19 protein-coding genes are annotated in these 20,941 nt (G+C 44.9%); 13 read left to right on the forward strand and 6 right to left on the reverse strand.

Annotated features, from left to right (window positions below):
* Window positions 1-43 precede the first annotated feature (43 nt).
* Entirely contained in the window at window positions 44-562 is a 519-nt protein-coding gene (locus IGI82_RS05520; protein WP_005225481.1) for an isochorismatase family cysteine hydrolase, read from the reverse strand.
* 242 nt (window positions 563-804) lie between these two features.
* On the opposite strand from IGI82_RS05520, the gene IGI82_RS05525 reads away from it, so the two are divergent.
* The 9 genes from IGI82_RS05525 to IGI82_RS05565 all read left to right on the forward strand — a co-directional run bounded on the left by IGI82_RS05525 (window position 805) and on the right by IGI82_RS05565 (window position 12,052).
* Window positions 805-2,121, forward strand: a complete 1,317-nt coding sequence (locus IGI82_RS05525) for an ABC transporter substrate-binding protein (RefSeq protein WP_087627141.1) — start codon at window positions 805-807, stop codon at window positions 2,119-2,121.
* A gap of 132 nt (window positions 2,122-2,253) precedes the next feature.
* Window positions 2,254-3,165 carry a carbohydrate ABC transporter permease gene (locus tag IGI82_RS05530; RefSeq protein WP_005234717.1) on the forward strand — a complete coding sequence of 304 codons (912 nt, stop codon included), beginning with the start codon at window positions 2,254-2,256 and terminating at the stop codon, window positions 3,163-3,165.
* Window positions 3,165-4,025 carry a carbohydrate ABC transporter permease gene (locus IGI82_RS05535; RefSeq protein ID WP_438841841.1) on the forward strand — a complete coding sequence of 287 codons (861 nt, stop codon included), beginning with the start codon at window positions 3,165-3,167 and terminating at the stop codon, window positions 4,023-4,025. Before IGI82_RS05530 ends, IGI82_RS05535 begins: the two co-directional genes overlap by 1 nt.
* Complete coding sequence (locus IGI82_RS05540; protein ID WP_438841842.1) at window positions 4,022-4,624, forward strand: hypothetical protein; 603 nt, start codon at window positions 4,022-4,024, stop codon at window positions 4,622-4,624. The genes IGI82_RS05535 and IGI82_RS05540 overlap by 4 nt, the downstream gene beginning before the upstream one ends.
* A 141-nt stretch (window positions 4,625-4,765) precedes the next feature.
* A complete protein-coding gene (locus IGI82_RS05545) occupies window positions 4,766-5,800 on the forward strand; it encodes a LacI family DNA-binding transcriptional regulator (protein WP_016621049.1) in 1,035 nt (344 codons plus the stop codon).
* Window positions 5,801-5,900: 100 nt separating this feature from the next.
* Window positions 5,901-7,235, forward strand: coding sequence for a PTS sugar transporter subunit IIC (locus IGI82_RS05550; protein ID WP_438841843.1), 1,335 nt, complete (start codon window positions 5,901-5,903; stop codon window positions 7,233-7,235).
* A 52-nt stretch (window positions 7,236-7,287) separates the two neighbouring features.
* Window positions 7,288-7,755, forward strand: a complete 468-nt coding sequence (locus tag IGI82_RS05555) for a hypothetical protein (protein WP_438841844.1) — start codon at window positions 7,288-7,290, stop codon at window positions 7,753-7,755.
* An 8-nt stretch (window positions 7,756-7,763) separates the two neighbouring features.
* Entirely contained in the window at window positions 7,764-10,001 is a 2,238-nt protein-coding gene (locus IGI82_RS05560) for an alpha-galactosidase (protein WP_438841845.1), read from the forward strand.
* Window positions 9,998-12,052 carry a beta-galactosidase gene (locus IGI82_RS05565; protein ID WP_438841846.1) on the forward strand — a complete coding sequence of 685 codons (2,055 nt, stop codon included), beginning with the start codon at window positions 9,998-10,000 and terminating at the stop codon, window positions 12,050-12,052. Before IGI82_RS05560 ends, IGI82_RS05565 begins: the two co-directional genes overlap by 4 nt.
* Window positions 12,053-12,126: 74 nt before the next feature.
* Here the strand turns inward: IGI82_RS05565 and IGI82_RS05570 are convergent, their stop codons facing one another.
* Entirely contained in the window at window positions 12,127-12,963 is an 837-nt protein-coding gene (locus tag IGI82_RS05570) for an NAD(P)H-hydrate dehydratase (RefSeq protein ID WP_438841847.1), read from the reverse strand.
* Window positions 12,964-13,122: 159 nt separating this feature from the next.
* Between IGI82_RS05570 and pepV the strand changes: the two genes are divergently transcribed.
* A complete protein-coding gene (gene pepV / locus IGI82_RS05575) occupies window positions 13,123-14,547 on the forward strand; it encodes a dipeptidase PepV (protein WP_438841848.1) in 1,425 nt (474 codons plus the stop codon).
* Window positions 14,548-14,709: 162 nt separating this feature from the next.
* Here the strand turns inward: pepV and IGI82_RS05580 are convergent, their stop codons facing one another.
* Window positions 14,710-15,165 (reverse strand): type II toxin-antitoxin system HicB family antitoxin, encoded by a 456-nt coding sequence (locus tag IGI82_RS05580; protein WP_438841849.1) that lies wholly within the window; start codon window positions 15,163-15,165, stop codon window positions 14,710-14,712.
* Window positions 15,166-15,475: 310 nt separating this feature from the next.
* On the opposite strand from IGI82_RS05580, the gene IGI82_RS05585 reads away from it, so the two are divergent.
* Window positions 15,476-15,769, forward strand: coding sequence for a hypothetical protein (locus IGI82_RS05585; RefSeq protein ID WP_128488171.1), 294 nt, complete (start codon window positions 15,476-15,478; stop codon window positions 15,767-15,769).
* A gap of 143 nt (window positions 15,770-15,912) precedes the next feature.
* On the opposite strand, the gene IGI82_RS05590 is transcribed toward IGI82_RS05585, so the two are convergent.
* Window positions 15,913-16,119 carry a hypothetical protein gene (locus IGI82_RS05590; RefSeq protein WP_015509297.1) on the reverse strand — a complete coding sequence of 69 codons (207 nt, stop codon included), beginning with the start codon at window positions 16,117-16,119 and terminating at the stop codon, window positions 15,913-15,915.
* Window positions 16,120-16,247: 128 nt separating this feature from the next.
* Complete coding sequence (locus tag IGI82_RS05595) at window positions 16,248-16,556, reverse strand: DUF5960 family protein (RefSeq protein WP_008378984.1); 309 nt, start codon at window positions 16,554-16,556, stop codon at window positions 16,248-16,250.
* Window positions 16,557-16,715: 159 nt separating this feature from the next.
* Here IGI82_RS05595 and IGI82_RS05600 point away from each other — a divergent pair, with 159 nt between their 5' ends.
* On the forward strand, window positions 16,716-17,075 hold the full coding sequence (locus tag IGI82_RS05600; RefSeq protein ID WP_438841850.1) for a hypothetical protein: 360 nt from the start codon (window positions 16,716-16,718) through the stop codon (window positions 17,073-17,075).
* 110 nt (window positions 17,076-17,185) lie between these two features.
* Here IGI82_RS05600 and IGI82_RS05605 read toward each other — a convergent pair whose 3' ends face one another.
* Window positions 17,186-17,929, reverse strand: coding sequence for an NADPH-dependent oxidoreductase (locus IGI82_RS05605; protein ID WP_034857682.1), 744 nt, complete (start codon window positions 17,927-17,929; stop codon window positions 17,186-17,188).
* 349 nt (window positions 17,930-18,278) lie between these two features.
* Between IGI82_RS05605 and IGI82_RS05610 the strand changes: the two genes are divergently transcribed.
* A complete protein-coding gene (locus tag IGI82_RS05610) occupies window positions 18,279-20,930 on the forward strand; it encodes a cation-translocating P-type ATPase (protein ID WP_016608271.1) in 2,652 nt (883 codons plus the stop codon).
* The last annotated feature ends 11 nt before the right edge of the window (window positions 20,931-20,941 follow it).

Below are 20,941 nucleotides of genomic sequence, written 5' to 3' on the forward strand. Positions count from 1 at the left end.
ATTGAAAAAGCTCTCTGTTCCTTGAACAGGGAGCTTTCGTTACCTATTGGTCATTGGTTTGTTTTGTGCCATCAATGATTTCGACATTGAAGTCTCGTAAGATGTCGAGTCCTTGTGACTCGTGGTTTTTACCAGCGACTAATGTTTTATTGATAGTAAAATCAGCGTCAGGAAAGGCGCTTTGGATCTCGATGGTATTGGAAAGGACACAGATGTTGGTTTCAACACCAGTGATTTCGATTTTCTTTTCTTCTCCAGGTTCAAATAGATTTTTCTTAATGTCGATCAAGACCTCAGGTGGAATACTGTAATAGTATTTCTTGACGACTTTTTCATTTTCGAGAGGCTTAAGTTCTGGGATCAGCTGCAGGGCATCGGCTTCTTCATCAGGCGTTCCTTTGACTTCGATTGGAATGTCGCGGGTGTGTAAAATGTACTCCCCATTCGCCCGCGCTTGTTCTAGGCGCTTGGCGATTCGTTTGACGAGAGCGGCGCCATCTGGTACATACGCTTCGTTCTCTTCATCGAGAATTTGGTTTTGCATATCGACAATGACTAGCATGTGGTTACTCCCTTTCTATAAACATCGTTTTTCAAATGGTCTGACGTGAGGTTGAAAAATAGGTGCTATTTCTATGATGCCCCACTTTTTTTATATTTTCAAAGAAAACGCTCTTCTTGTCGAGAAACGGTAAAAACGTTATTTTTTTATTCGAATAACGATGCTTTTTGTTTGCTGAAAAGAAGAAGTAGTGATAGCTTTTAAATAGTACATTAAAAATAAATGAAAGTAGGTTAGGTTAAATGAGAAAGTTATTTTATATGGGGACTTTGCTTTTTTCAGTTGGTGTACTGGCGTCAGGATGCGGCAACAGTGAAACCGCTGATTCCTCGGGGAATGAGTCAGCAGATGGCAAAACGACGTTGGACTTTTGGTCCTTCTGGGGGTCTGGTGCAAGACAAGAAGTAATTGAAGAAATTATTGATGATTTTAATGCGTCACAAGATAAAATCGAGGTCAAATACAGCTACCAGCCTTGGGGCGATATTTGGACAAAATCACTATCGTCGATCACTGCTGGCAATCCGCCTGATGTTATTGTACAAGATATCAATTCTGTTGCTCAGCGGGCAGAAGCGCAGCAAGCAACGAATTTAAGCGAGTATATCGAAGAGGGCTTTTCTGATGAATTTTATCCGCAATTATGGGATACGGTGGAGTACGAAGGGGATGCCTATGCCGTTCCATTCAATACAGATACGCAAGTGATTTTCTACAATAAGACACTCTTTAAAGAGGCTGGTATCAGTGAAGAGCAACTGCCACAAACGTGGGAGGAGTTAGAAACAGTTGCTCGTAAATTAGATGTCAAAAACGGTGATGATTTTGAGCGAATCGGCTTTTACCCATTGTGGAATTTAGGCGCTGACGTGTGGGCGTTGAATGCCGACGATGGCGTCAGCTGGTTTGACAAGGATGAGAACGTCAAAATCGATACAGACAACAAAGTGGAAGCGTTGGAATGGATCTTAGACTGGCAAGAGTATTATGGTCAAGATACCATCAATCGCTTAGAAGCTGAATTTGGTTCAGGGGTTGCCGATCCATTCATTTCTGGATTAGTGGCGATGCGTGCGCAAAACATCAACTACTACTCAAGTTTGGCGGAAAATGCACCAGATGACTTTGAATTTGGGGTCATTCAAATTCCTGAAAAAGAAAGCGGCTCTGGTCACTGGTCATGGGGCGGCGGGTTCGTCCTAGAAGTGCCATACGGTGCCAAAGATCCTGAAGCGTCCTATGAGTTTATCAAATACTTGTCGACACCAGAAGTTCAAGAGAAATTTGGTGAGAAGAGCTTTGATATCATGGCGAATCGGACAGCCAACGAAAACTTGGTCAACAACGACAATCTAGATGAAAACGGCCAAATGATCTACCAAATGGCGGATGAAAACTTTGCCAATACGGTGATCACGCCTGTGCCGTTGACAGCGCCTGACTTCAGCAGTCTTGTCAATGAACAGATCGACCAAATCATGCTCGGCAGCAAAACACCGGCTGAAGGGTTGGCAGATGCGCAAAAAGCGGTGGAAGATCTTGTTGAGCAAAACAAATAAACTTCAAAACGAGCGTTTTTAAAAAAGAAGGAAAGTCCAGTCGGTTAGCGGACTGGGCTTTGCTTTCTGCTTTGCGAAGCGGACATGTTTTCTTGAACAAACAATGAGTAAAAATAGAATGGAGTGGAAGGAATGCCAAAGAAGCGTTCAAAAAGTAAACGGCAAGAAGCTCTTTGGGGCTACTTCTTCGTAGCACCATTTTTGCTTGGGTTCGTGGTGTTTATGTTAGGGCCCATGCTGTTTTCCTTCGTAGGAAGCTTTACCGATTACAATCTGACGTCGAAAATGAATTTTATCGGCTTTAAGAACTTTACCCGCATGTTTACGCAAGATACCCTGTTTTGGAAATCTCTCTATAACACGGCGTATTTTGTACTCTTCAATGTTCCCTTGACCACGTTGTTCAGTGTCTTTCTAGCCACTTTATTGAATCAAAAAATCCGCGGAATCAGTTTTTTCCGAACCACCTTTTACTTGCCAGCGATCCTTTCAGGGGTTGCCGTCTACGTCTTATGGATGCAATTATTATCTCCTTCCGCAGGATTGATCAATACCTTCTTGAGCTGGTTCAATATCAAAGGTCCAGCATGGCTGTTTGATCCCGAATGGACGAAACCAGCGTTGATTTTGATGAAGATTTGGAGTTCGGGGGGCGCGATGCTCTTGTATCTAGCTACCTTGCAAAATATTTCACCGACGCTGTATGAATCGGCTGAGATCGATGGGGCGGGAGTTTGGGCGAAATTCAAAAATATTACGATCCCTTTGATCACGCCAATCATCTTCTATGATGTGATTACTTCAACGATCGGTTCTTTTCAAATTTTCCAAGAAGCATACGTGATGACCAAAAATGGTACCGGCGGTCCTGCAAATTCGCTGCTCTTCTATAATTTGCATATGTGGAACAAAGCCTTTGTCGCCTTTGATATGGGCTATGCGATGGCCATGTCGATGATCTTGTTCTTGATCGTCTTAGTCTTGACCTTTATCAATCTCAAGCTGGCACCACGCTGGGTTCACTATACCGGAGGTGGCAGCTAATGGAAATGACGACAAAAACACGAAGCAAATCAAGCCAACAGCGAGTCAAAAAAATCATCAGCTATGTGGTGATGTCGATCATCGGGATCGTGCTGCTGATTCCGTTGCTGTGGATGGTCTTTACGTCATTGAAACCGATGGAGGAGATCGTGCGCTACCCGCCGACCTTTTTCCCAGAAGAAATCAATCTTGGCAATTATTTGGAGACTATCAACGCCTTTCCATTTTGGCAGTATGCAAAAAATACGTTATTCATTACCGTCTTAGTGGTCTTCGGGAATGTCTTATCAAATTCCTTCATTGCTTATGGGTTTGCAAAATTGGCCTTTCCAGGAAAAAATCTGATCTTTGCCCTCGTCTTGTCTACGATGATGATTCCTGGCTTTGTGACGATGATCCCGCAATATGTTTTGTTTTCCAAAATCGGCTGGGTCGGCACCTATCTGCCGCTGATCGTTCCAGCGTTTTTCGGCAACGCCTTTAACATTTTCTTGATGCGGCAGTTTTACTTGTCCGTCAACAATGAATTGATCGAAGCCGCTAAGATCGATGGCGCTAATCATCTTTATATTTGGAGCCATCTAATGATCCCATTGACGAAAGCCGCGCTGATCACGATTGCCATCAACTCCTTCAATGGGGCATGGAATGATTTCTTAGGACCATTACTGTATATTCAAAACCAAGAAAAGTACACGCTGCAGATTGGCTTGCAAGTCTTCCAAAACCAATCAACGACCCAGTGGAACTACTTGATGGCAGGAGCAACGCTTGTGCTATTGCCGACGATCTTGCTATTCTTCCTCGCACAACGCTACTTTATTGAGGGAATGGATCTGACGGGAGGTTCCAAAGGATGAGAACAAAAGTTACCCCGCAACGCTTGAACCACGCGCTGTTGACTGGCATCAACTGGCTTCCGCATTTACTGGTTTTACAAGGCATGTGGCTGTTGTATTCCTTGCCTTTGATCACCAGTACCACCGCTAGTCGAGCATTGATCGAGACGTTGATGGAACTGCGGAACGATGGCTTGGAGGCAAGCAGCAAAGCTCGTTTTCAGCAGGTATTTCATCAACAGTGGGCAACAAGAAAAGGGCAAGACCGTTTGCTCAGTCTATTCTTCCTGCTGCTTTTAGCGGACAGCTTTATCTTTAGCCGTTTGCAGCACCCGCTGTTTCAGATCGCTAGTTACGCGTTAGCGTTCACCTTTGGCTTGTTTTGCTTGGTCTTACTTTATCAAACGAGGCTGCTTCACACCTATCCGCAGCAGCCCAGCTCATTGTTTTATAGTTTTTATCAGTTTGCTCGTTCACCCAAACGAGTACTGGCGCATCTTTTAGCAACAGTGACGCTTGTCTTGTCCTTTTTTCTGTTTGGCCCAGTCTACTTATTGGTCTTAGGAATCAGCACCTTGTATTTAGTCAATGTCTTGCTCTGTGACCAAGCGCTCAAATAGAAAACAAACGGGTATCCCGAAACTTCCTTAGTGAAAAGCTAAGGAGTTTCGGTTTTTTTGTGAAAAGAAGGTTGACAGGGTCAAAAATTATGCCTATGCTGAATGTAAATTTAGTAAACAGTAAACAGATGAGGTGCAGCTATGGCAAGTATGAGAGATATCGCGAAATTAGCCGGGGTGTCGGTAGCAAGTGTTTCTAGAATCCTTAACAATGATGAAACCTTCAGTATCAATGAACACACGCGTCAACGAGTCATTGAGATCGCCAACCAAATGAATTATTCAAAAGAAAAAAATCAACCCCATTCCCGTGAAGTCGGTGACCAAAACACGATTGCCATCATTACCCGCCACGATCGAGAGTCGGAAAGAAACGATCCGTATTTTATGATGATCCGCAATGGGATCGAAAAGGAAGCGGCGAAGTGGCGCTTAAAAACGATTCGGGCCTTTTCCATGCGGGAGCCTCAAAAAGATTTGGCACAATTGGCGAAGTATGGCGCAGTCATTATTATTGGGGAGATGACCAGCGATGCTTTGGCAGAGATCAGTCAGCAAAATGCCAATATTATCCTGGTGGATAATTATAGTGAAGCACCCAGCTACGATTGCATCCAAACCGATTTTGCCCAAAAGACTCACCAGATCCTCACGTTGTTAAAAGAGAAGGGCCATGAGAATATTGCCTTTGTGGGCGGTGTTGCCAGCCGAGTGACGATTTCTGGCGAAGTCGTTTACGATGAACAAGAGATTCGAGCAGAAAATTATCGCCAATGGATGCTGCTCAATAAATTGGAAAAGTTCACAACCGTGCTGCAGGGGAAATGGTCACCAGAGACTGGTTTGCATTTTGGTCAGCAGATCGCGCAAATGAATCCTCGCCCCACAGCGATCGTCGTTGCCAGCGATCCTATGGCTGTCGGGGTTTACAAGGCACTCGCTGAAGCGGGGCTATCGATTCCTAAAGATGTGTCAGTCGTTAGTTTTGATGATATCGAAATGGCGCAATTTATGACGCCCGCACTGTCCTCCGTTAAGATGAAAGCTGAAGAGATGGGGCAGATGAGTGTCGAATTAGCGAAAAATAAAATCCTTGGGGTGCGGACGATGCCTGTTCGCGTCGTTTGTGGCAGTGAATTGATCATTAGAGAATCGATTGCCGAAAAAGATCAGTGACGTCTGATCTTTTTTTATTTTAGGGGTTGTGTAAACATTAACTAAACAACTATACTGATTATAGTAAACGTTTACAGTCAAAAATAAAGGAGAAAACGAAATGAAGTTTATTGATAAATTAGCCGAAAAGATGGTGCCTTTTGCTCAGATCATTGCCAACAACAAATACTTGTTAAGTCTTCGTGATGGGTTTATGGTCGCTTTTCCTGCAACAATGTTTGCGTCAATTATGATTATTATTCAAAATCTGCCTGCTACTTTCGGACTCTCGGAAAAACTTCCAGAGGGATTCATCACGTTTCTAAACGACTTTTTTGGTCCTATCGGAAATGCGACCATGAGTATCACCGCTATTTTCGTTGTTTTTGGGATCGGCTATCAGTTGGCTGGCAAGTATGGACAAGCCAAATTATTTGCGGGTGCCATCTCACTGTCTTCGTTTTTGATGCTGCTGCCTTTTGGCTCATCCGAAGAGTTAGGTACAGTGATCCCCTTGTCGAAATTAGGGGCTGAGGGAATGTTTGTCGGAATCATCACGGCCATTATCGCTACGCAGATCTATTGCAAAATCAGTGCGGCTGGGCTGACGATCAAAATGCCAGATTCGGTTCCGCCAATGATCGCCGAATCCTTTGTCGCCATCATTCCTGGGGCGGCACCGTTGTTCCTTTTCAATTTGATCCGCTACTTGTTCACCTTTACTTCATGGGGCAATGCCGTTGATTTCGTTTATGAGATTTTGCAAAAACCATTGATGGGCTTAGGCGGTACGTTGCCAGCAGTACTGATCGCCGTCTTGTTCACCCAATTCTTCTGGTGGTTTGGGATTCACGGGACACTAGTGGTCAATGCGGTGATCGATCCAATCATGAATGCGTTAGCGATCGAAAACTATGAAGCTTACAAAGCAGGGGCGGAACAATTGCCCCATATCATTAACACTACGTTTATGGGCGTGTTCGTCAATCAAGGAATGCAGCTGGGGATCTCGATTACGATGGCATTCTTTATCGCTCGTTCGATTCGGATGAAAAAATTAATGAAGACGGTGATCGCTCCATCTGTTTTCAACGTATCTGAACCGATGACCTTTGGTTTGCCGATCGTCTTGAACCCGATCGCTTTTGTCCCATGGATCTTAGCGCCATTAGCCAGTACGACGATTTCTTACTTTGCGATCGCCGCAGGCTTGGTGCCACGACCAATTGGAGCAACGGTGGTTTGGACGACCCCTGTTTTCTTATCTGGTTGGTTAGGCACGGGTTCTATTGCCGGCGCAATCTTACAGTTAGTGACGGTTGCCGTAATGACCTTGATTTGGGTGCCATTCTTGATCGTAATGGATCGCGGGTACTTGAAAGAAGAAAAAGCGGAAGCGGCATTAAATGAACAAGCGACATCTGAAACGATCAATCAAAGGGTAGAAGAAAGATAAGCCCAGAAACGGAAAGGAATGCAATAGCGCACCCTTTAGAAAGGAATTTGTGATGAGAACCGATACATTGTCTTGCAGTTATCAAATGAATACCACACCTACGGACTTTTCCCGTGTGTTATTGGCGGAACAAGAGAAATTCTTTCTAGCCAAACAAGTCCAAGAACCGTTCGGGGAAGGCTGCCGTATTGAAACGATGATCCAAACCAAAACCGCCCCGCGGTTGGTACCTGCCGTCATGACGGTCAAAAAAATTGCCGCGGATGAGCTGTGGCTTCGTACGACCCATGAAGAAGGAGTGATCGATCAACGGTACAGTTTTGCTCCAGGACGAAAAGGGAAGCTGCAAGTCACGTATTCGGAACAAAGCCGTTTTGCGCAGCAGAAAACAACCTACAGTTTTATGCTGGCGGCGCTGTTTTACAAATTCTTTTTCAATCGCGGCGTCAAAAAACGCTTGCGTTATCTTGAAGCAGCTTGTCAACGAGCAGGGACAAATGAAAAAAATGGGGAAAATTGAGGATAGCAATGATAGAAATTAGGAATGAACAACTCTTTCACTTATACAATGAAAAAATTAGTTATATCATAAATGTGTTACCAAATCAGCAACTGGGTCATGTCTATTTTGGGCCATCTCTAGGCACACTGGCGCCGTTTGATCAAGCGTACCTTGAGAAAAAAGAGAATAAATCGGCAGGAACCGTCAAATTTTTTGAAGCAGACAATCTTTTTACCTTGGCGGACCGTTTTCAAGAATTGCCAACGTATGGGACTTCTGATTTTCGAGAAGGGGCAGTGTCGGTTTTTGAGGAAGAAACCCCACTTTATGTTGATTTTAAACTTGTGGCTTTTCACTGTTTTGAGGGCAAAGAACGAAAGCTGGCGCAACCAGCCAGCTTTGCTTCTGCTGATGAAAGCCAAAGCATCGTCTTTGAATTAGTAGATCAAGAGCGGCAGCTGGAAATGGCGATCACCTATACGATCTTCAAAGGATCAGGAACCATCACGCGGCAGCAAACACTGACCAATACGGGGAGCAAGCCGAGAACCATCCAGCGCTTTTTGAGTGGTGTCTTGGAGCTGAAAAATCGCGATTTTGAACTGCTGCATCTTTCAGGCGCATGGCTGAAAGAACGGCACATCAAGACGGTCCCTTTGACCCAAGGGACGATCAGTGTCGGCTCGTTAAAAGGAGCGTCTGGTCATCAGCACAATCCTTTTGTCGCCTTAAAAGAACAGCAAGCCACCAATGACACTGGTCACGTCTATGGTGCCAACCTGATTTATTCGGGCAACTTTTTAGCGCAAGCGGAAATGGATGAGTGGGACAACGTTCGATTGATGTTGGGGATACATCCTGAGCATTTCAGCTGGCAGCTTTCACAAGGAGAAATTTTTGAAGCCCCAGAATGTCTCTTCACCTTCACCGCTGATGGTCTGAATGGCTTGAGTCAAGAATCCGCCCAATTTATCGAAAAGCATGTGATTGCCCCTTATTGGCAAAAGCGGCAGCGGCCGATCGTCTTTAATAATTGGGAAGCGACTTATTTTGATTTTAATGAAGAAAAGCTGTTGACCTTAGCCCAAGAAAGCAAGGCGTTAGGGATGGAGTGCTTTGTGCTTGACGATGGTTGGTTTGGAAAACGCAACGACGACCGCAGTTCATTAGGCGATTGGGTGGCGGACCCTGCCAAATTTCCAAAAGGAATCGGGTCTTTTGCTGAGAAAATTCATGCCATGCAGCTGCAACTGGGGATTTGGTTTGAACCAGAAATGGTTTCGCCAGATAGTCAGTTGTACCAAGAGCATCCTGAGTGGGTAGTCAAGCATCCTTATGAGCGGATCTCTGTGGGGCGCGGACAATACGTGTTGGATTTTGCCAATCCAGCAGTGGTCGAGGCGATTTTCGAAGCGATGCAAAAAGTGATCCTTGAAACCAAGCTAGATTACATCAAATGGGATATGAACCGCAATATCACTGAAGCTTACTCTCCCTATTTAGCGGAACAGGGAATTTCTCAGACGGAGTTTTATCATCGCTACATTTTAGGTCTTTATCGCTTATATGAAAAAATCTTAGCTGCGTTTCCGACCCTTTTGATCGAAGGCTGTGCTGGCGGCGGGGGCAGATACGATTTAGGGATCTTATTTTACAGTCCGCAGATTTGGCCTAGTGATGATAGTGATGCAGTGGAACGTTTAGCCATCCAAAGCGGAACGTTGTTAGGGTATCCTTTGTCCTCCTTCAGCAATCACGTGTCGGCGGCACCAAACCACCAAGTCGGCCGGGCAACGTCTTTAGCCTTTCGGCAAACCGTCGCAATGTTTGGGCCTTTGGGGTATGAACTCGATCTCTTTCACTTGTCTGAAACCGAAAAGCAGGCGATCAAATCCCAAATCGTCTTTTATAAAAAACAGCGGCAATTGCTGACCTTTGGCACTTTTTACCAGCTGCAGCAGTTGGACCATGCCAATGAAACGACTTGGGCAGCGTATGACCCACAAAACGAAGAAGCATTGATTGCTTTCTTTCGCGTGCTGGCACAAGCCAATCCGACGGCGGAAGACTTTTTGCCCGCAGCCTTTCTTAATGCCCAACAGGTGTATCAGGTCAATGGCGAAACTGTCTCTGGTCAGCTGTTAAGGCAATTAGGGTTGCGTAAACCCTATCAGTTTAATGCCGTCAACCATGGAACAGCGCAAGTCACTGGCGATTTTCAATCATTTGTCTACCAGTTACAAGCCAAAAAAGGAGTAGAATGATGAGCAATCAATTGTTTGATCAGCAGTTTATGCATGGCGGGGATTACAACCCCGATCAATGGCTGGCTTATCCAGAAATCTTGCAAAAGGATCTTGCCTACATGCAGCAAGCCCATGTCAACACCGTCACATTAGGGGTGTTTGCTTGGAGTGCCTTAGAGCCGCAAGAAGGCGTTTATCAGTTTGACTGGTTGGATCGAGTGTTTGATCAGATCCATGGCATCGGCGGCAAAGTCATTTTGGCCACTCCTAGCGGTGGGCGGCCTCAATGGCTAAGCCAAAAGTATCCTGAAGTCAATCGGACCAACGCCCAAGGGCAAAAACATACCCATGGGTTTCGCCACAATCACTGTTACTCTTCACCGATCTATCGGGAAAAGGTGACGCAAATCAATCAGCAGTTGGCAAAACGTTACGGCAAGCATCCGGCATTAGCCATGTGGCATATCTCCAATGAGTACTCTGGGGAATGCTTTTGCTCCTATTGTCAGGAAAACTGGCGCAGCTGGCTGCAAAAAAAATATGGTGATTTAGCCACGTTGAATCATGCCTGGTGGACTTCTTTTTGGGGCGGTACTTACTCCGATTGGTCGCAGGTTTTACCGCCTTCACCTTTAGGGGAACACAAAGTGCATGGCATGGATCTTGATTGGAAACGATTTGTCACAGATAGGACGATCGATTTTTATTTGCATGAATGTGCGCCGATCCGTCAGCTGACACCGGACATTCCTGTGACGACGAATTTTATGGCGGAAGGACATGCTACCCAAGATTTTATTCCTTTAGAAGGCATTGACTACAGCAAGTTCGCTCGTCATGTGGACATCGTTAGCTGGGATAGTTACCCTGATTGGAACAACAACTTTGAATCCTTGGCAGCGACAGCGATGAAATCCGCCTATGTACATGATCAATACTGGTCATTGAAGAAACAGCCCTTTTTAGTGATGGAATGCACGCCGAGTTTTGTTAACTGGCATTCCTTTAATAAAGCGAAAAAGCCTGGTGTTCATCAGTTGAGTGCCATGCAGCAGATCGCTCACGGCTCAGATAGTACCTTGTATTTTCAATGGCGCCAATCCCGCGGCAATTCAGAAAAATTCCATGGGGCAGTCGTGGGACATGATGATTCCACGGAGAATCGGATCTTCAAAGAAGTTGCGGCTTACGGCAAGCGCTTGGAAAAAATCAAAGAGATTCAAGGAACCACAAGAAAAAAAGCAGTGGCGATCCTTTTTGATTGGGAAAGCAACTGGGCATTGAAGCGAGGCGGCGGGTTTGGTCGACCAACCAGACGGTATCCGCAAACGTTGCAGGAGCATTATCGTTATTTCTGGGAACAAGACATCGCTGTCGATATTTTGACGCCAGAGCAAGATTTTTCTGACTATCAGTTGGTGATCGCTCCGATGCTTTACTTGATGTCATCGGAGACGATGGCAAAACTTTGCCAGTATACACAAGCCGGTGGTACCTTGATTTCCAGTTACTTTAGCGGCATGGTCAATGAAACCGACTTGTTGTATATGGGGGGCTTGCCACAGCCGTTGCGAGCATTATTAGGCATCAACGTGCTGGAGCTGGAAACTCTTTTTGACACTGAACACAATCAGTTGGTTTTTCAAGGACAGCCCTTTGAAACACGGGACTATTCTGCAATCATCGAAGCCGAATCAGCGGAGGTACTAGGGGAGTATCAAGCGGATTTTTACCAAGGAACACCTGCGATCACCAAAAATGCCTTTGGTGCAGGCACCGCCTACTATCTGGCGGCTCGCACCAACTATGACTTTTTCGAACAGTTTTATGCCTCTTTGGTCCGTGAGCTGTCCTTGGCAGAGGAAAGGATCGCGCATGCCAATCCTGCAGTCTCGATCCAAGGCAGGATCAGTCCAGAACGAACGTACTTTTTCATCATGAATTTTTCTGAGAAAGAGCAGACACTACACTTGATCAAAGAAGTCGTTGATTTAGAGACCAATCAAGCAGTCCCTCAAACAGCAACCTTGGCGCCGTATGAAGTGCGAGTGGTTTATTTTAACAATTAGCTGACCATTGGAAAAAACGTCCCTTTCGATAAATGCAGAAAGGGACGTTTTTTTGATGAATGGTTTATCAGAAATCATTCTGGATCGAATGCTTGGTGCTTTTTCATCCATTGAGGCAATGCGGCACTGATTTGTGTCGGCAAAACGACATAGTGCTCTTTTGCCAATGCTTCGCCAATCAGGCTATGGAGATAGACAGCCGCTTGGATCGTTTCCTCTGTTTTTTCAAACTGTGCCAAAAAGCTGGTGATCATGCCTGCCAGCGTATCACCCATCCCACCAGTCGCCATTGCGGGTGTTCCGAGGGGATTTTGGGCGATGTTGCTGCCATAAATTTGTGTGCGATGGCTTTTTAAGACTACCAGACTTCCGAGTTTTTGTTGGGCTTGCTGGTTGTTTTCTTCGGTCTGGTCGGCAATTGCCAGTCCGCTGAGCCGTTGCCATTCCATCTGATGCGGCGTGAAGACGACTTGTTCAGGAAAGGGGATGATCAGCGGATATTTGGCAGCCAAATTGATCGCCGAACCATCGATCACCAACCATTGGTGTTCTTTTTGGGCAGAAACGATCCGCTGCAGCAGATCAAAATTGCTTTTTCCTTCGCCTAATCCAGGACCAATCAGTAGGACGTCTGCCGATTCGGTGACCGTATCGATCAGTTCTGTTTGCTGCCAATCGACAAACATCGCTTCAGGCAAGCGGGCGTGCAGGGCGGTTCGGTTGACGCCATCGGAGATCACGGTGGTCAAACCAGTTCCCCCATACACACAGGCTTGCGCAGCCATTAAGATCGCCCCACCGAATTGGCGGTTGCCCCCTACTAAAACGGCTCGGCCAAAAGTGCCTTTGTGGCTTTTTGTCGGGCGCTGTTGGATCACTTTGGATAAAATTGCAGAATCAAGTTGCTCCATGCAATGACTCCTTTCGTTAATCAAAATCGAGTTATATTTATTATACCTGTTTCCTAGAAATTTCATAGAAAAGACCCATGGAAAAAGGCGCAATTTTTTTTCCTTTTTTGGTTTAAGAGTGTTATCATAAATAGCGAGAACAGAAATGGAGGGAACACTATGACAATCGATTGGAAAAAAGAGGTCGAAGCCCGCAAAGACGATTTGCTGAACGACTTGATTGATCTATTGAAAGTGAAAAGTGAAAGAGAAGATGATAAAGCGTCTGCGGATGCGCCATTTGGTCCTGGACCTCGTGATGCGTTGCTACACATGCTAGCTTATGGCGAACGTGATGGCTTCACAGTCAAAAACGTCGATAACTACGCTGGTCACATCGAATTTGGTGAAGGAGACGAAACATTAGGGATCTTCGGCCACATGGATGTTGTTCCTGCAGGTGACGGCTGGTCAACCGATCCTTATGATCCAGTCATCAATGACAACAAAATCTATGCTCGTGGTTCTTCTGATGATAAAGGTCCTTCAATGGCTGCCTATTATGGGATGAAGATCATCAAAGAATTAGGCTTGCCATTATCGAAAAAAATCCGTTTTGTCGTTGGTTCTGATGAAGAAAGCGGCTGGGCAGATATGGATTACTACTTTGAGCATGAAGAAAAGCCTGATTTTGGCTTCTCACCAGATGCCAATTTCCCAATCATCAATGGAGAAAAAGGGAATGTGACGTTAGGTATCCATTTCCAAGGCAACAATGAAGGAGACTTCACGCTGCAAAGCTTTACTGCTGGCTTGCGAGAAAACATGGTACCAGGAACGGCAACAGCAAGCTTCATTGCTCCATCAACAGAAGAAGCACTAGCGATCGAAAAAGCCTTTTTCGATTACGTTGAAGCCAATCCAGTGACGGGGACGATTGAAACAGAAAATGAACAAGTGACGATCGAATTAGTCGGTAAAGGTGCTCATGGTGCCAGCCCACAATCAGGAATCAATGCGGGGACTTTCTTAGCAGTCTTCTTAGATAACTATGCCTTTGGCGGCGGCGCAAAACAATTCATCCATGCAGCAGCAGCCTATGTCCATGAAGATTTCTACGGTGAAAAATTAGGTGTGGCGTACGAAGATGAAAAAATGGGTAAATTGACTATGAATGCTGGTTTATTTGCTTTTAAAGCGAACCAAGTAGGAACACAAGCAGACAACTTTATCGCATTGAACTTCCGTTATCCTAAAGGCGTAACTGCGGAAGGACTTGAAATCGGTGTGGAACGCACCGTCGGTATGGAAGGGGCAACCGTTACCCGCAATGACCGCAACATGGAACCTCACTACGTGCCAGCAGATGATCCATTGGTAGAAACTTTATTGGCGGTTTATGAAGAACATACCGGCGAAAAAGGCTTCGAACAAATCATCGGCGGCGGCACATACGGTCGTCTATTGAAACGCGGCGTTGCTTATGGCGCAATGTTCCCTGGCTATGTCGACACCATGCACCAAGCCAATGAATTCATGAGCTTGGATGACCTATTCAACGCAGCGGTGATCTATGCAGATGCTATCTACCGTTTGGCGAAATAAAGAGAGATTGATTGGGTCTGTTCACTCGCTAAATAAATACAATTGAACGTTTCGTGCGGCATTCTCGTATCTTTTTCATGTGAGAGAATGCCGCACTTTTTTAGTATGGAACAGGGGGCTGAGTAGTAAAAAACACCTCATAGTGATGAGGTGTAGAAGCAATTAGTCTTTACATTTTTTCTTTAGGATTGCGTCAGTGAGGATTTCTGAAAAATCTAAATGCATAGTTCGTCCTAGTTTATCCGCCCATTGAGGAATCGCCAGTTTTTTCTCGACGAAGGTTTGATTCTCTAAATATTCTGAAACATCAACAAGGACCATCGATAGAAATGATTTTTCTTTGTCGTAATCGAATTCAAAATCTAAATCGTCTATAAACGGATTATTCGCTTCCAGTGATAAACAATTAATGGGGGTAGAGAGCGGAATCTCCCGATTATTTTCAATACAATCTGCCAAAACGATTCCGAGCCAATCGGATGCCATGAATAAAGCATCGGCGATGTCTAAGCCTTGAGTGCCGACTTGCTCAGGAAAATCAGGAAAAGAAATAAAATACTTCACTTCGCTTTCGTCTGTATCGGTGTAATAAAACAATGCAGGGTAACTTGTTAACATAGTGTACAACTCCTTTTTCGCGATTCGCTACAGATCTGATTACAATGGTAGCGCTCTTATTTTTCACTAGTACCTAGTAGTCTTAAGTAAGAGTTGTTGCTTTTTCAATTGTACCAGTGTCATAAATACTGAACAATAGGCAATTTTTTTTAAGAGGAGAGTATCAATTCAGAAATTCTGATGATTGAAAGAACATCATCTTTTGTGGTAATTTAAAAATCTTTGTGTCTATTATTAATGAAAATGTTCTATTTTATTATTGACATCAAATCATCCGAATGATTTACTTTTTGTAAGGAGTTGAAAAGTGATGCCTGATTTGGTGAAATTTATTTTGGTTATTCTGGCGATTTGGGTGATTTATCAAGTATTTACGACGATTTTATTTACCCTTTCCCAAAAAGCAGTTGCCAAACGAATCAAAAGCGGGAAGATGTCTGATCAGCAGTTGGCGAATTTGTACCACGCTGTAGCACGAGCAAATCAAGGAAGCAATTTCCAAGCGATTTTCTCTTATGGGCTCTTTTACCGCAGCCATGCAAAGCAAAGTGATGCGGTCTATGAACTGTATCGCGCAGAAATGGCGAAAAGAAATCTGTTGTAACCAACTGTGAAGTAGCTGCTTTCGAGAATATTGCTCGAAGTAGCAAAAAAGCCTAGGTCCTGCACAACAAGTGCAGAACCTAGGCTTTTTTGGTATTTACTGGGCAGCAAGCTGTGACAGATAAACACAGCTCCTTGCTGCAGCTATTTCTTGTCTTTGCTGCTTTTTTGATCCATGCCCGCACCGATCGCTACCCCTAGTGCGATGCCTAAACCCATGCCTAATGCTAGATTGTCAAAAAACAGCATCCCAAACGCAGCACCTAATGCCATTCCGACACCGATCCCCAGTCCCATATTGTTAGAAGCGGCTTCCTTTTCTTCAGACGTTTGCGGCGGTTTTTTCGTCATTGTGAAAAACCCCTTTCTTTTTAGTATAGAGGTGTTTCGTTTGGATGACAAATATTCGAACTGCTGCTCAGTGATATGCATCAGGAGAGTGCAGCCGCTGAGTACAGTAAATGGGGTGAACCATTGGTCTATCTTCCGCCGGGCAAATAGTTACGCTCGGGGTTGTAGCGGCGAATGATCTTATTTTCAGCGAGTACGTGCTCATAATAATAAACAGGCGCATCCTTAGTCTCTAGTCGAAAAACAAAGACGAGCGGAACCTTTAAGACGGAATAGCGTGCGGGGATCGCAATATACGATTTTTGATTGCGCTCCATCGTCAGTGCGAATTCATCAAACAAAAGCGCCACTGGTGTGGGAAAGTTTACCAATTCATAATAGTGTTTTTCAAATGCATAGGTTTCTTGTTTTGCATAAGCAATTTTTGCAGCTGGCATACACATTCACCTCACTTGAATTATACGAACGTTTGTTCTGTTTGTAAAGTGAAAAATCACCAAACGAGGAAAAAGGAGGCGTTCTCTATGAAAAAGATGTTTTGCTAACAAGAAATTTGCTACACTAGAGAAAAGAAGGAATCAAAAGGAGCAGATACCATGGATTACGAACGTTTCGCACGATTACAGGCACGCTTTGCCGATGAAAAACTGCTGACCAAAGAAGGGGTCTATCGGTTGCGTTTGTCAGGGAAGGCGCAGTTCGAACTAGCCTTTATCAAAACCGGATCCTGTGGCGAGTCTGTCTACCAGCCGCTGATCAAGGGCACTTTTGCTGAAAAAGAAGCAATCCCTACCTATTTGCTGGATCTTGCGGCGCAGCCTATGACGCAAATCAGTCAGCGAACCTCCGAAAATGAAGCAGTGTTAGATAAAGCGTTAGTAGCATTAATGGAAAAATGTGAGCAGGCAGTTGCCGTCAACGAAGCCGCACAAGAAGCCGCACGTGAATTAGCATGACAAAGATACAAGAGCCGCCTGAACCTGATTTTTTACACCAAGCAAAAAACGATCCTGACAAGATTCCTTGCCAAAGATCATTTTTTATTTTCCCGTGGTAATTAGTGTCCTCATTCACCGAAGTAGTCTGAGAAGCCTTGTTGTTTCATAAAGGCCGCGACATCTGGACGTCGCGGTTCACGGAAAAATTCCGTCATTTTCGTTTGCCAATTGGTTTGCTGTTGATTGCTGCTGCGCTGTGCATAATAGGCTTCTGTCGTTTGGTTGTATTGAGCTGTTTGCTCCTGCGTCAGCGGTTGATACTGATCGACACTTACGATCGCTTCTTGGGGCAAGCGGACTTTCGGCTCATTTCTGTGTTGCGGATAGCCGATCGTTAAACCGAATAACGGAAACGTCAATTTTGGTAAGCCGACAAGTTCTGCGATACGAGGCAAATCATTGCGGATGCCGCCGATGTAACAAATTCCTAAGTCTTGTGCTTCAGCGTAAGCTACCATATTTTGGGCAGCGATGGTCGTATCAACGACAGACACAATAAATGGTTCCATCGTGGTTAAGTGGGTATCAGGCACCCCTGCTTGGGTCAGCAGCTGCTGGTGTTTATGTAAGTCGGCGACAAAAAGATAGAAGACGCCCGTTCGAGTGATGTAATTTGGGGCACCGGCAATCTCTTCGATGGCAGCCAGTTTTTCAGGATCACTGACCTCAATGATCGAATAGGCTTGAACAAAGTTCGAACTGGAACCGCTCTGGGCAACCGTTACTAATTTTTGCTTGAGTTCCTTTGATAGTGGCCGGGGTTGAAAATCTCGGACAGAGCTATGGCGGGTAAAAGTATCAAAAAGATCCATCGTTTTTCCTCCTGTAACGTACAAATTTCTTTCTTCCTTAGTGTAACAGAAAAAAAGGAATGGGAACAAAAAGAATGTTTTCAAAAAATTTTCAAATTGATGTTTTATAGTTGCCAAGCACAAAAGTTTCCGTTATGATAATGATACATTCTTATTATTATTCCTTAGGGGAGTAACCGGTGGCGCAAGCTGCGATAATATCAACAGTAAGTAAGCTGGCGACAGCTTTCTGGTATTATTTGAAATGGTGAGACCTAAGACAAGCGTATACTTGTCTTAGGTCTCTTTTTTTCTAGCAGAGTGCCTAAGGAAAATAAAATTAAAAGGGGCAAAAAAATTGGCGAAAGAAATGTATCAAAAAGAAATCTCGGAAATTATGGCAGAGGTCCAGAGCAGTCCAGAGGGGTTGACGCAGCAAGAGGCAGCCAAGCGGTTAGAAAATGGCTTGAACCAGCTGAAGGAAGCACCTAAGAAATCTAGCTTTGCCTTATTCTTAGATACCTTCAAAGATGCGATGGTGATCGTCTTGCTGATCGTGGCAATCATCCAAATGGTTATGGGTGCCCACGTTGAGTCGATCGTTATCTTCGCAGTACTCTTGTTGAATTCCGTCGTCAGTGTGATTCAAACAAAAAAAGCCGAAGGGTCGTTAGACGCTTTGAAAAGCTTGTCGGCACCAGATGCTAACGTCATTCGGGATGGCAAAGAACAAAGTGTGCTGGCGAAAGAATTGGTTGTCGGCGATATCGTTATTTTAGAAGCTGGGGACTATGTACCAGCAGATGGTCGATTGATCGAAGAGGGTTCTTTGAAGGTCGATGAAGGAATGCTGACTGGGGAATCAACGCCAGCGGAAAAAGAATTAGGTGTGATCGATCGTACCGCACCGATCGGCGACCGTGACAACATGGTCTTCAGTGGAACGATCGTCACTTACGGGCGTGGTCGGTTTATCGTAACTGCGACTGGTAATGTGACGGAAATCGGTCAAGTGGCTGGCTTATTGGAAAGTACAGTTGAACACAAAACGCCATTGCAAAGAGGATTAGACAGCTTCAGTAAAAAACTGAGCTTGGCGATCTTAGTCCTTTCATTGATTATTTTAGGGGTTCAAGTCGCACGGTTGTTCTTAGGTGACGGAACAGGTGATATGACACAAGACTTAGTCAACGCCTTTATGTTTGCGGTAGCCGTAGCCGTTGCAGCGATTCCAGAAGCCTTGCAATCGATCGTGACGATCGTTCTTTCGATCGGAACAAAACAAATGGCGAAGCGTCATGCCATCATTCGAAAACTACCAGCGGTTGAAACATTGGGTTCAACGAGTATCGTTTGTACCGATAAGACCGGGACTTTGACCCAAAACAAAATGACCGTTGTTGACTACTATTTACCAAATGGGCAAACGGGCACGTTCTCCGATGAGCCAACTACCTGGACATTGCCTGAAAAACGCTTAGTAGAGATCAGTGTCTTGGCCAATGATGCTGCCATCAGTGAAGATGGGGCGAAGCTAGGAGACCCTACTGAAATTGCTTTTCTGGATTACAGTGAGAAACTAAATCAGCCTTATCGGGCAATTCGTCAACAGTTTCCTCGTTTGCAAGAATTGCCTTTCGATTCTGATCGTAAATTGATGTCTACCTTACATGAGATCGATGGCGAACATTTATTGTTGACCAAAGGTGGGCCAGACATCGTCTTTGGGCGCAGTACTAAAGTCTTGATCGATGATCAAGTCGTGCCTTTAACAGATGAAATCAAGCAGAAATTACAACATCAAAACGAAGAATTCTCAAAACGGGCATTACGGGTCTTGGCGTTTGCTTACCGTCCATTGACCGATGCCCAATCACGAGAATTGACACTTGAAGATGAAAACGAGCTGATTTTGGTTGGTTTGATGGCGATGATCGATCCTCCTCGTAAAGAAGTCAAACAAGCCGTAGCGGATGCTAAATCTGCTGGTATCAAAACAGTAATGATCACAGGGGACCACAAAACGACAGCCGTGGCGATTGCACAAGAGATCGGTATTTCAGCCGAGGGCGACTTAGCCTTGACTGGTACGGAATTGGATGCTCTTTCAGAAACCGAACTAGCGGATCAATTAGACAAAATCACAGTCTATGCTCGTGTTTCGCCAGAAAACAAAATCCGTATCGTGCGGGCTTGGCAAGACAAAGGCAAGATCTCTGCCATGACCGGGGATGGGGTCAATGATGCACCCGCCTTGAAACAAGCGGATATCGGGATCGCAATGGGAACCGGAACGGACGTTGCCAAAGACGCAGCGGCGATGGTCTTGACGGATGACAACTTTGCCTCGATCATTCGTGCAGTAGAAGTTGGCCGAAACGTCTTTGACAACATCAAAAAAGCTATTTCGTATTTGTTTGCTGGAAACTTAGGTGCGATCATTGCGATCGTCTTTGCCTTAGTGATGGGTTGGGACAATCCATTTACTGCCTTGCAGCTGCTCTTTATCAACCTAGTCAACGACTCATTACCAGCGATTGCTCTAGGAATGGAAAAAGCCGAACCAACGATCATGCAGCGCCAGCCAAGAGATCCAAATGCTGGTATCTTCACTGGAAAAACATTGATCTCAGTAACGTATCGTGGTATTTTGATTGCCGCTGTCGTGATTTTGGCACAATGGTTAGGAATGAACCAATCACCTGAATTAGGTGTTGCGATGGCCTTCTCAACACTTATCTGGAGCCGAACATTGCAAACATTACCAGCACGCTCAAACACTGAGACTGCTTGGCAAGCTGGCCTTTTTGCCAATAAAATGGTATGGTTGGCGATCGTCGTTTGTGGTGGACTATACAGCATTACCTTGATTCCTGGCATCCGTGAAGTCTTTGCGATTCCAGCAACCTTCACTTTAGGACATGTCGGTCTATGTATCGCAATGGCTGCTGTGGCAGTTGTTTTGATGGAAATCACGAAACTGATTATTATTGCCGTTCAAAAACGTCAAGGAAACGCCTAAAGCAAAAAACG

The sequence above is a fragment of the Enterococcus sp. AZ067 genome, from assembly GCF_051715005.1.
Taxonomy (GTDB): Bacteria; Bacillota; Bacilli; order Lactobacillales; family Enterococcaceae; genus Enterococcus_D; species Enterococcus_D casseliflavus.

Excerpts from the sequence above, each read along its gene's own strand:
- IGI82_RS05520 (WP_005225481.1), bottom strand. The coding sequence starts at position 562 with ATGCTAGTCATTGTCGATATGCAAAACCAAATTCTCGATGAAGAGAAC.
- IGI82_RS05525 (WP_087627141.1), top strand. The coding sequence starts at position 805 with ATGAGAAAGTTATTTTATATGGGGACTTTGCTTTTTTCAGTTGGTGTA.
- IGI82_RS05530 (WP_005234717.1), top strand. The coding sequence starts at position 2,254 with ATGCCAAAGAAGCGTTCAAAAAGTAAACGGCAAGAAGCTCTTTGGGGC.
- IGI82_RS05535 (WP_438841841.1), top strand. The coding sequence starts at position 3,165 with ATGGAAATGACGACAAAAACACGAAGCAAATCAAGCCAACAGCGAGTC.
- IGI82_RS05540 (WP_438841842.1), top strand. The coding sequence starts at position 4,022 with ATGAGAACAAAAGTTACCCCGCAACGCTTGAACCACGCGCTGTTGACT.
- IGI82_RS05545 (WP_016621049.1), top strand. The coding sequence starts at position 4,766 with ATGGCAAGTATGAGAGATATCGCGAAATTAGCCGGGGTGTCGGTAGCA.
- IGI82_RS05550 (WP_438841843.1), top strand. The coding sequence starts at position 5,901 with ATGAAGTTTATTGATAAATTAGCCGAAAAGATGGTGCCTTTTGCTCAG.
- IGI82_RS05555 (WP_438841844.1), top strand. The coding sequence starts at position 7,288 with ATGAGAACCGATACATTGTCTTGCAGTTATCAAATGAATACCACACCT.
- IGI82_RS05560 (WP_438841845.1), top strand. The coding sequence starts at position 7,764 with ATGATAGAAATTAGGAATGAACAACTCTTTCACTTATACAATGAAAAA.
- IGI82_RS05565 (WP_438841846.1), top strand. The coding sequence starts at position 9,998 with ATGATGAGCAATCAATTGTTTGATCAGCAGTTTATGCATGGCGGGGAT.
- IGI82_RS05570 (WP_438841847.1), bottom strand. The coding sequence starts at position 12,963 with ATGGAGCAACTTGATTCTGCAATTTTATCCAAAGTGATCCAACAGCGC.
- pepV (WP_438841848.1), top strand. The coding sequence starts at position 13,123 with ATGACAATCGATTGGAAAAAAGAGGTCGAAGCCCGCAAAGACGATTTG.
- IGI82_RS05580 (WP_438841849.1), bottom strand. The coding sequence starts at position 15,165 with ATGTTAACAAGTTACCCTGCATTGTTTTATTACACCGATACAGACGAA.
- IGI82_RS05585 (WP_128488171.1), top strand. The coding sequence starts at position 15,476 with ATGCCTGATTTGGTGAAATTTATTTTGGTTATTCTGGCGATTTGGGTG.
- IGI82_RS05590 (WP_015509297.1), bottom strand. The coding sequence starts at position 16,119 with ATGACGAAAAAACCGCCGCAAACGTCTGAAGAAAAGGAAGCCGCTTCT.
- IGI82_RS05595 (WP_008378984.1), bottom strand. The coding sequence starts at position 16,556 with ATGCCAGCTGCAAAAATTGCTTATGCAAAACAAGAAACCTATGCATTT.
- IGI82_RS05600 (WP_438841850.1), top strand. The coding sequence starts at position 16,716 with ATGGATTACGAACGTTTCGCACGATTACAGGCACGCTTTGCCGATGAA.
- IGI82_RS05605 (WP_034857682.1), bottom strand. The coding sequence starts at position 17,929 with ATGGATCTTTTTGATACTTTTACCCGCCATAGCTCTGTCCGAGATTTT.
- IGI82_RS05610 (WP_016608271.1), top strand. The coding sequence starts at position 18,279 with ATGTATCAAAAAGAAATCTCGGAAATTATGGCAGAGGTCCAGAGCAGT.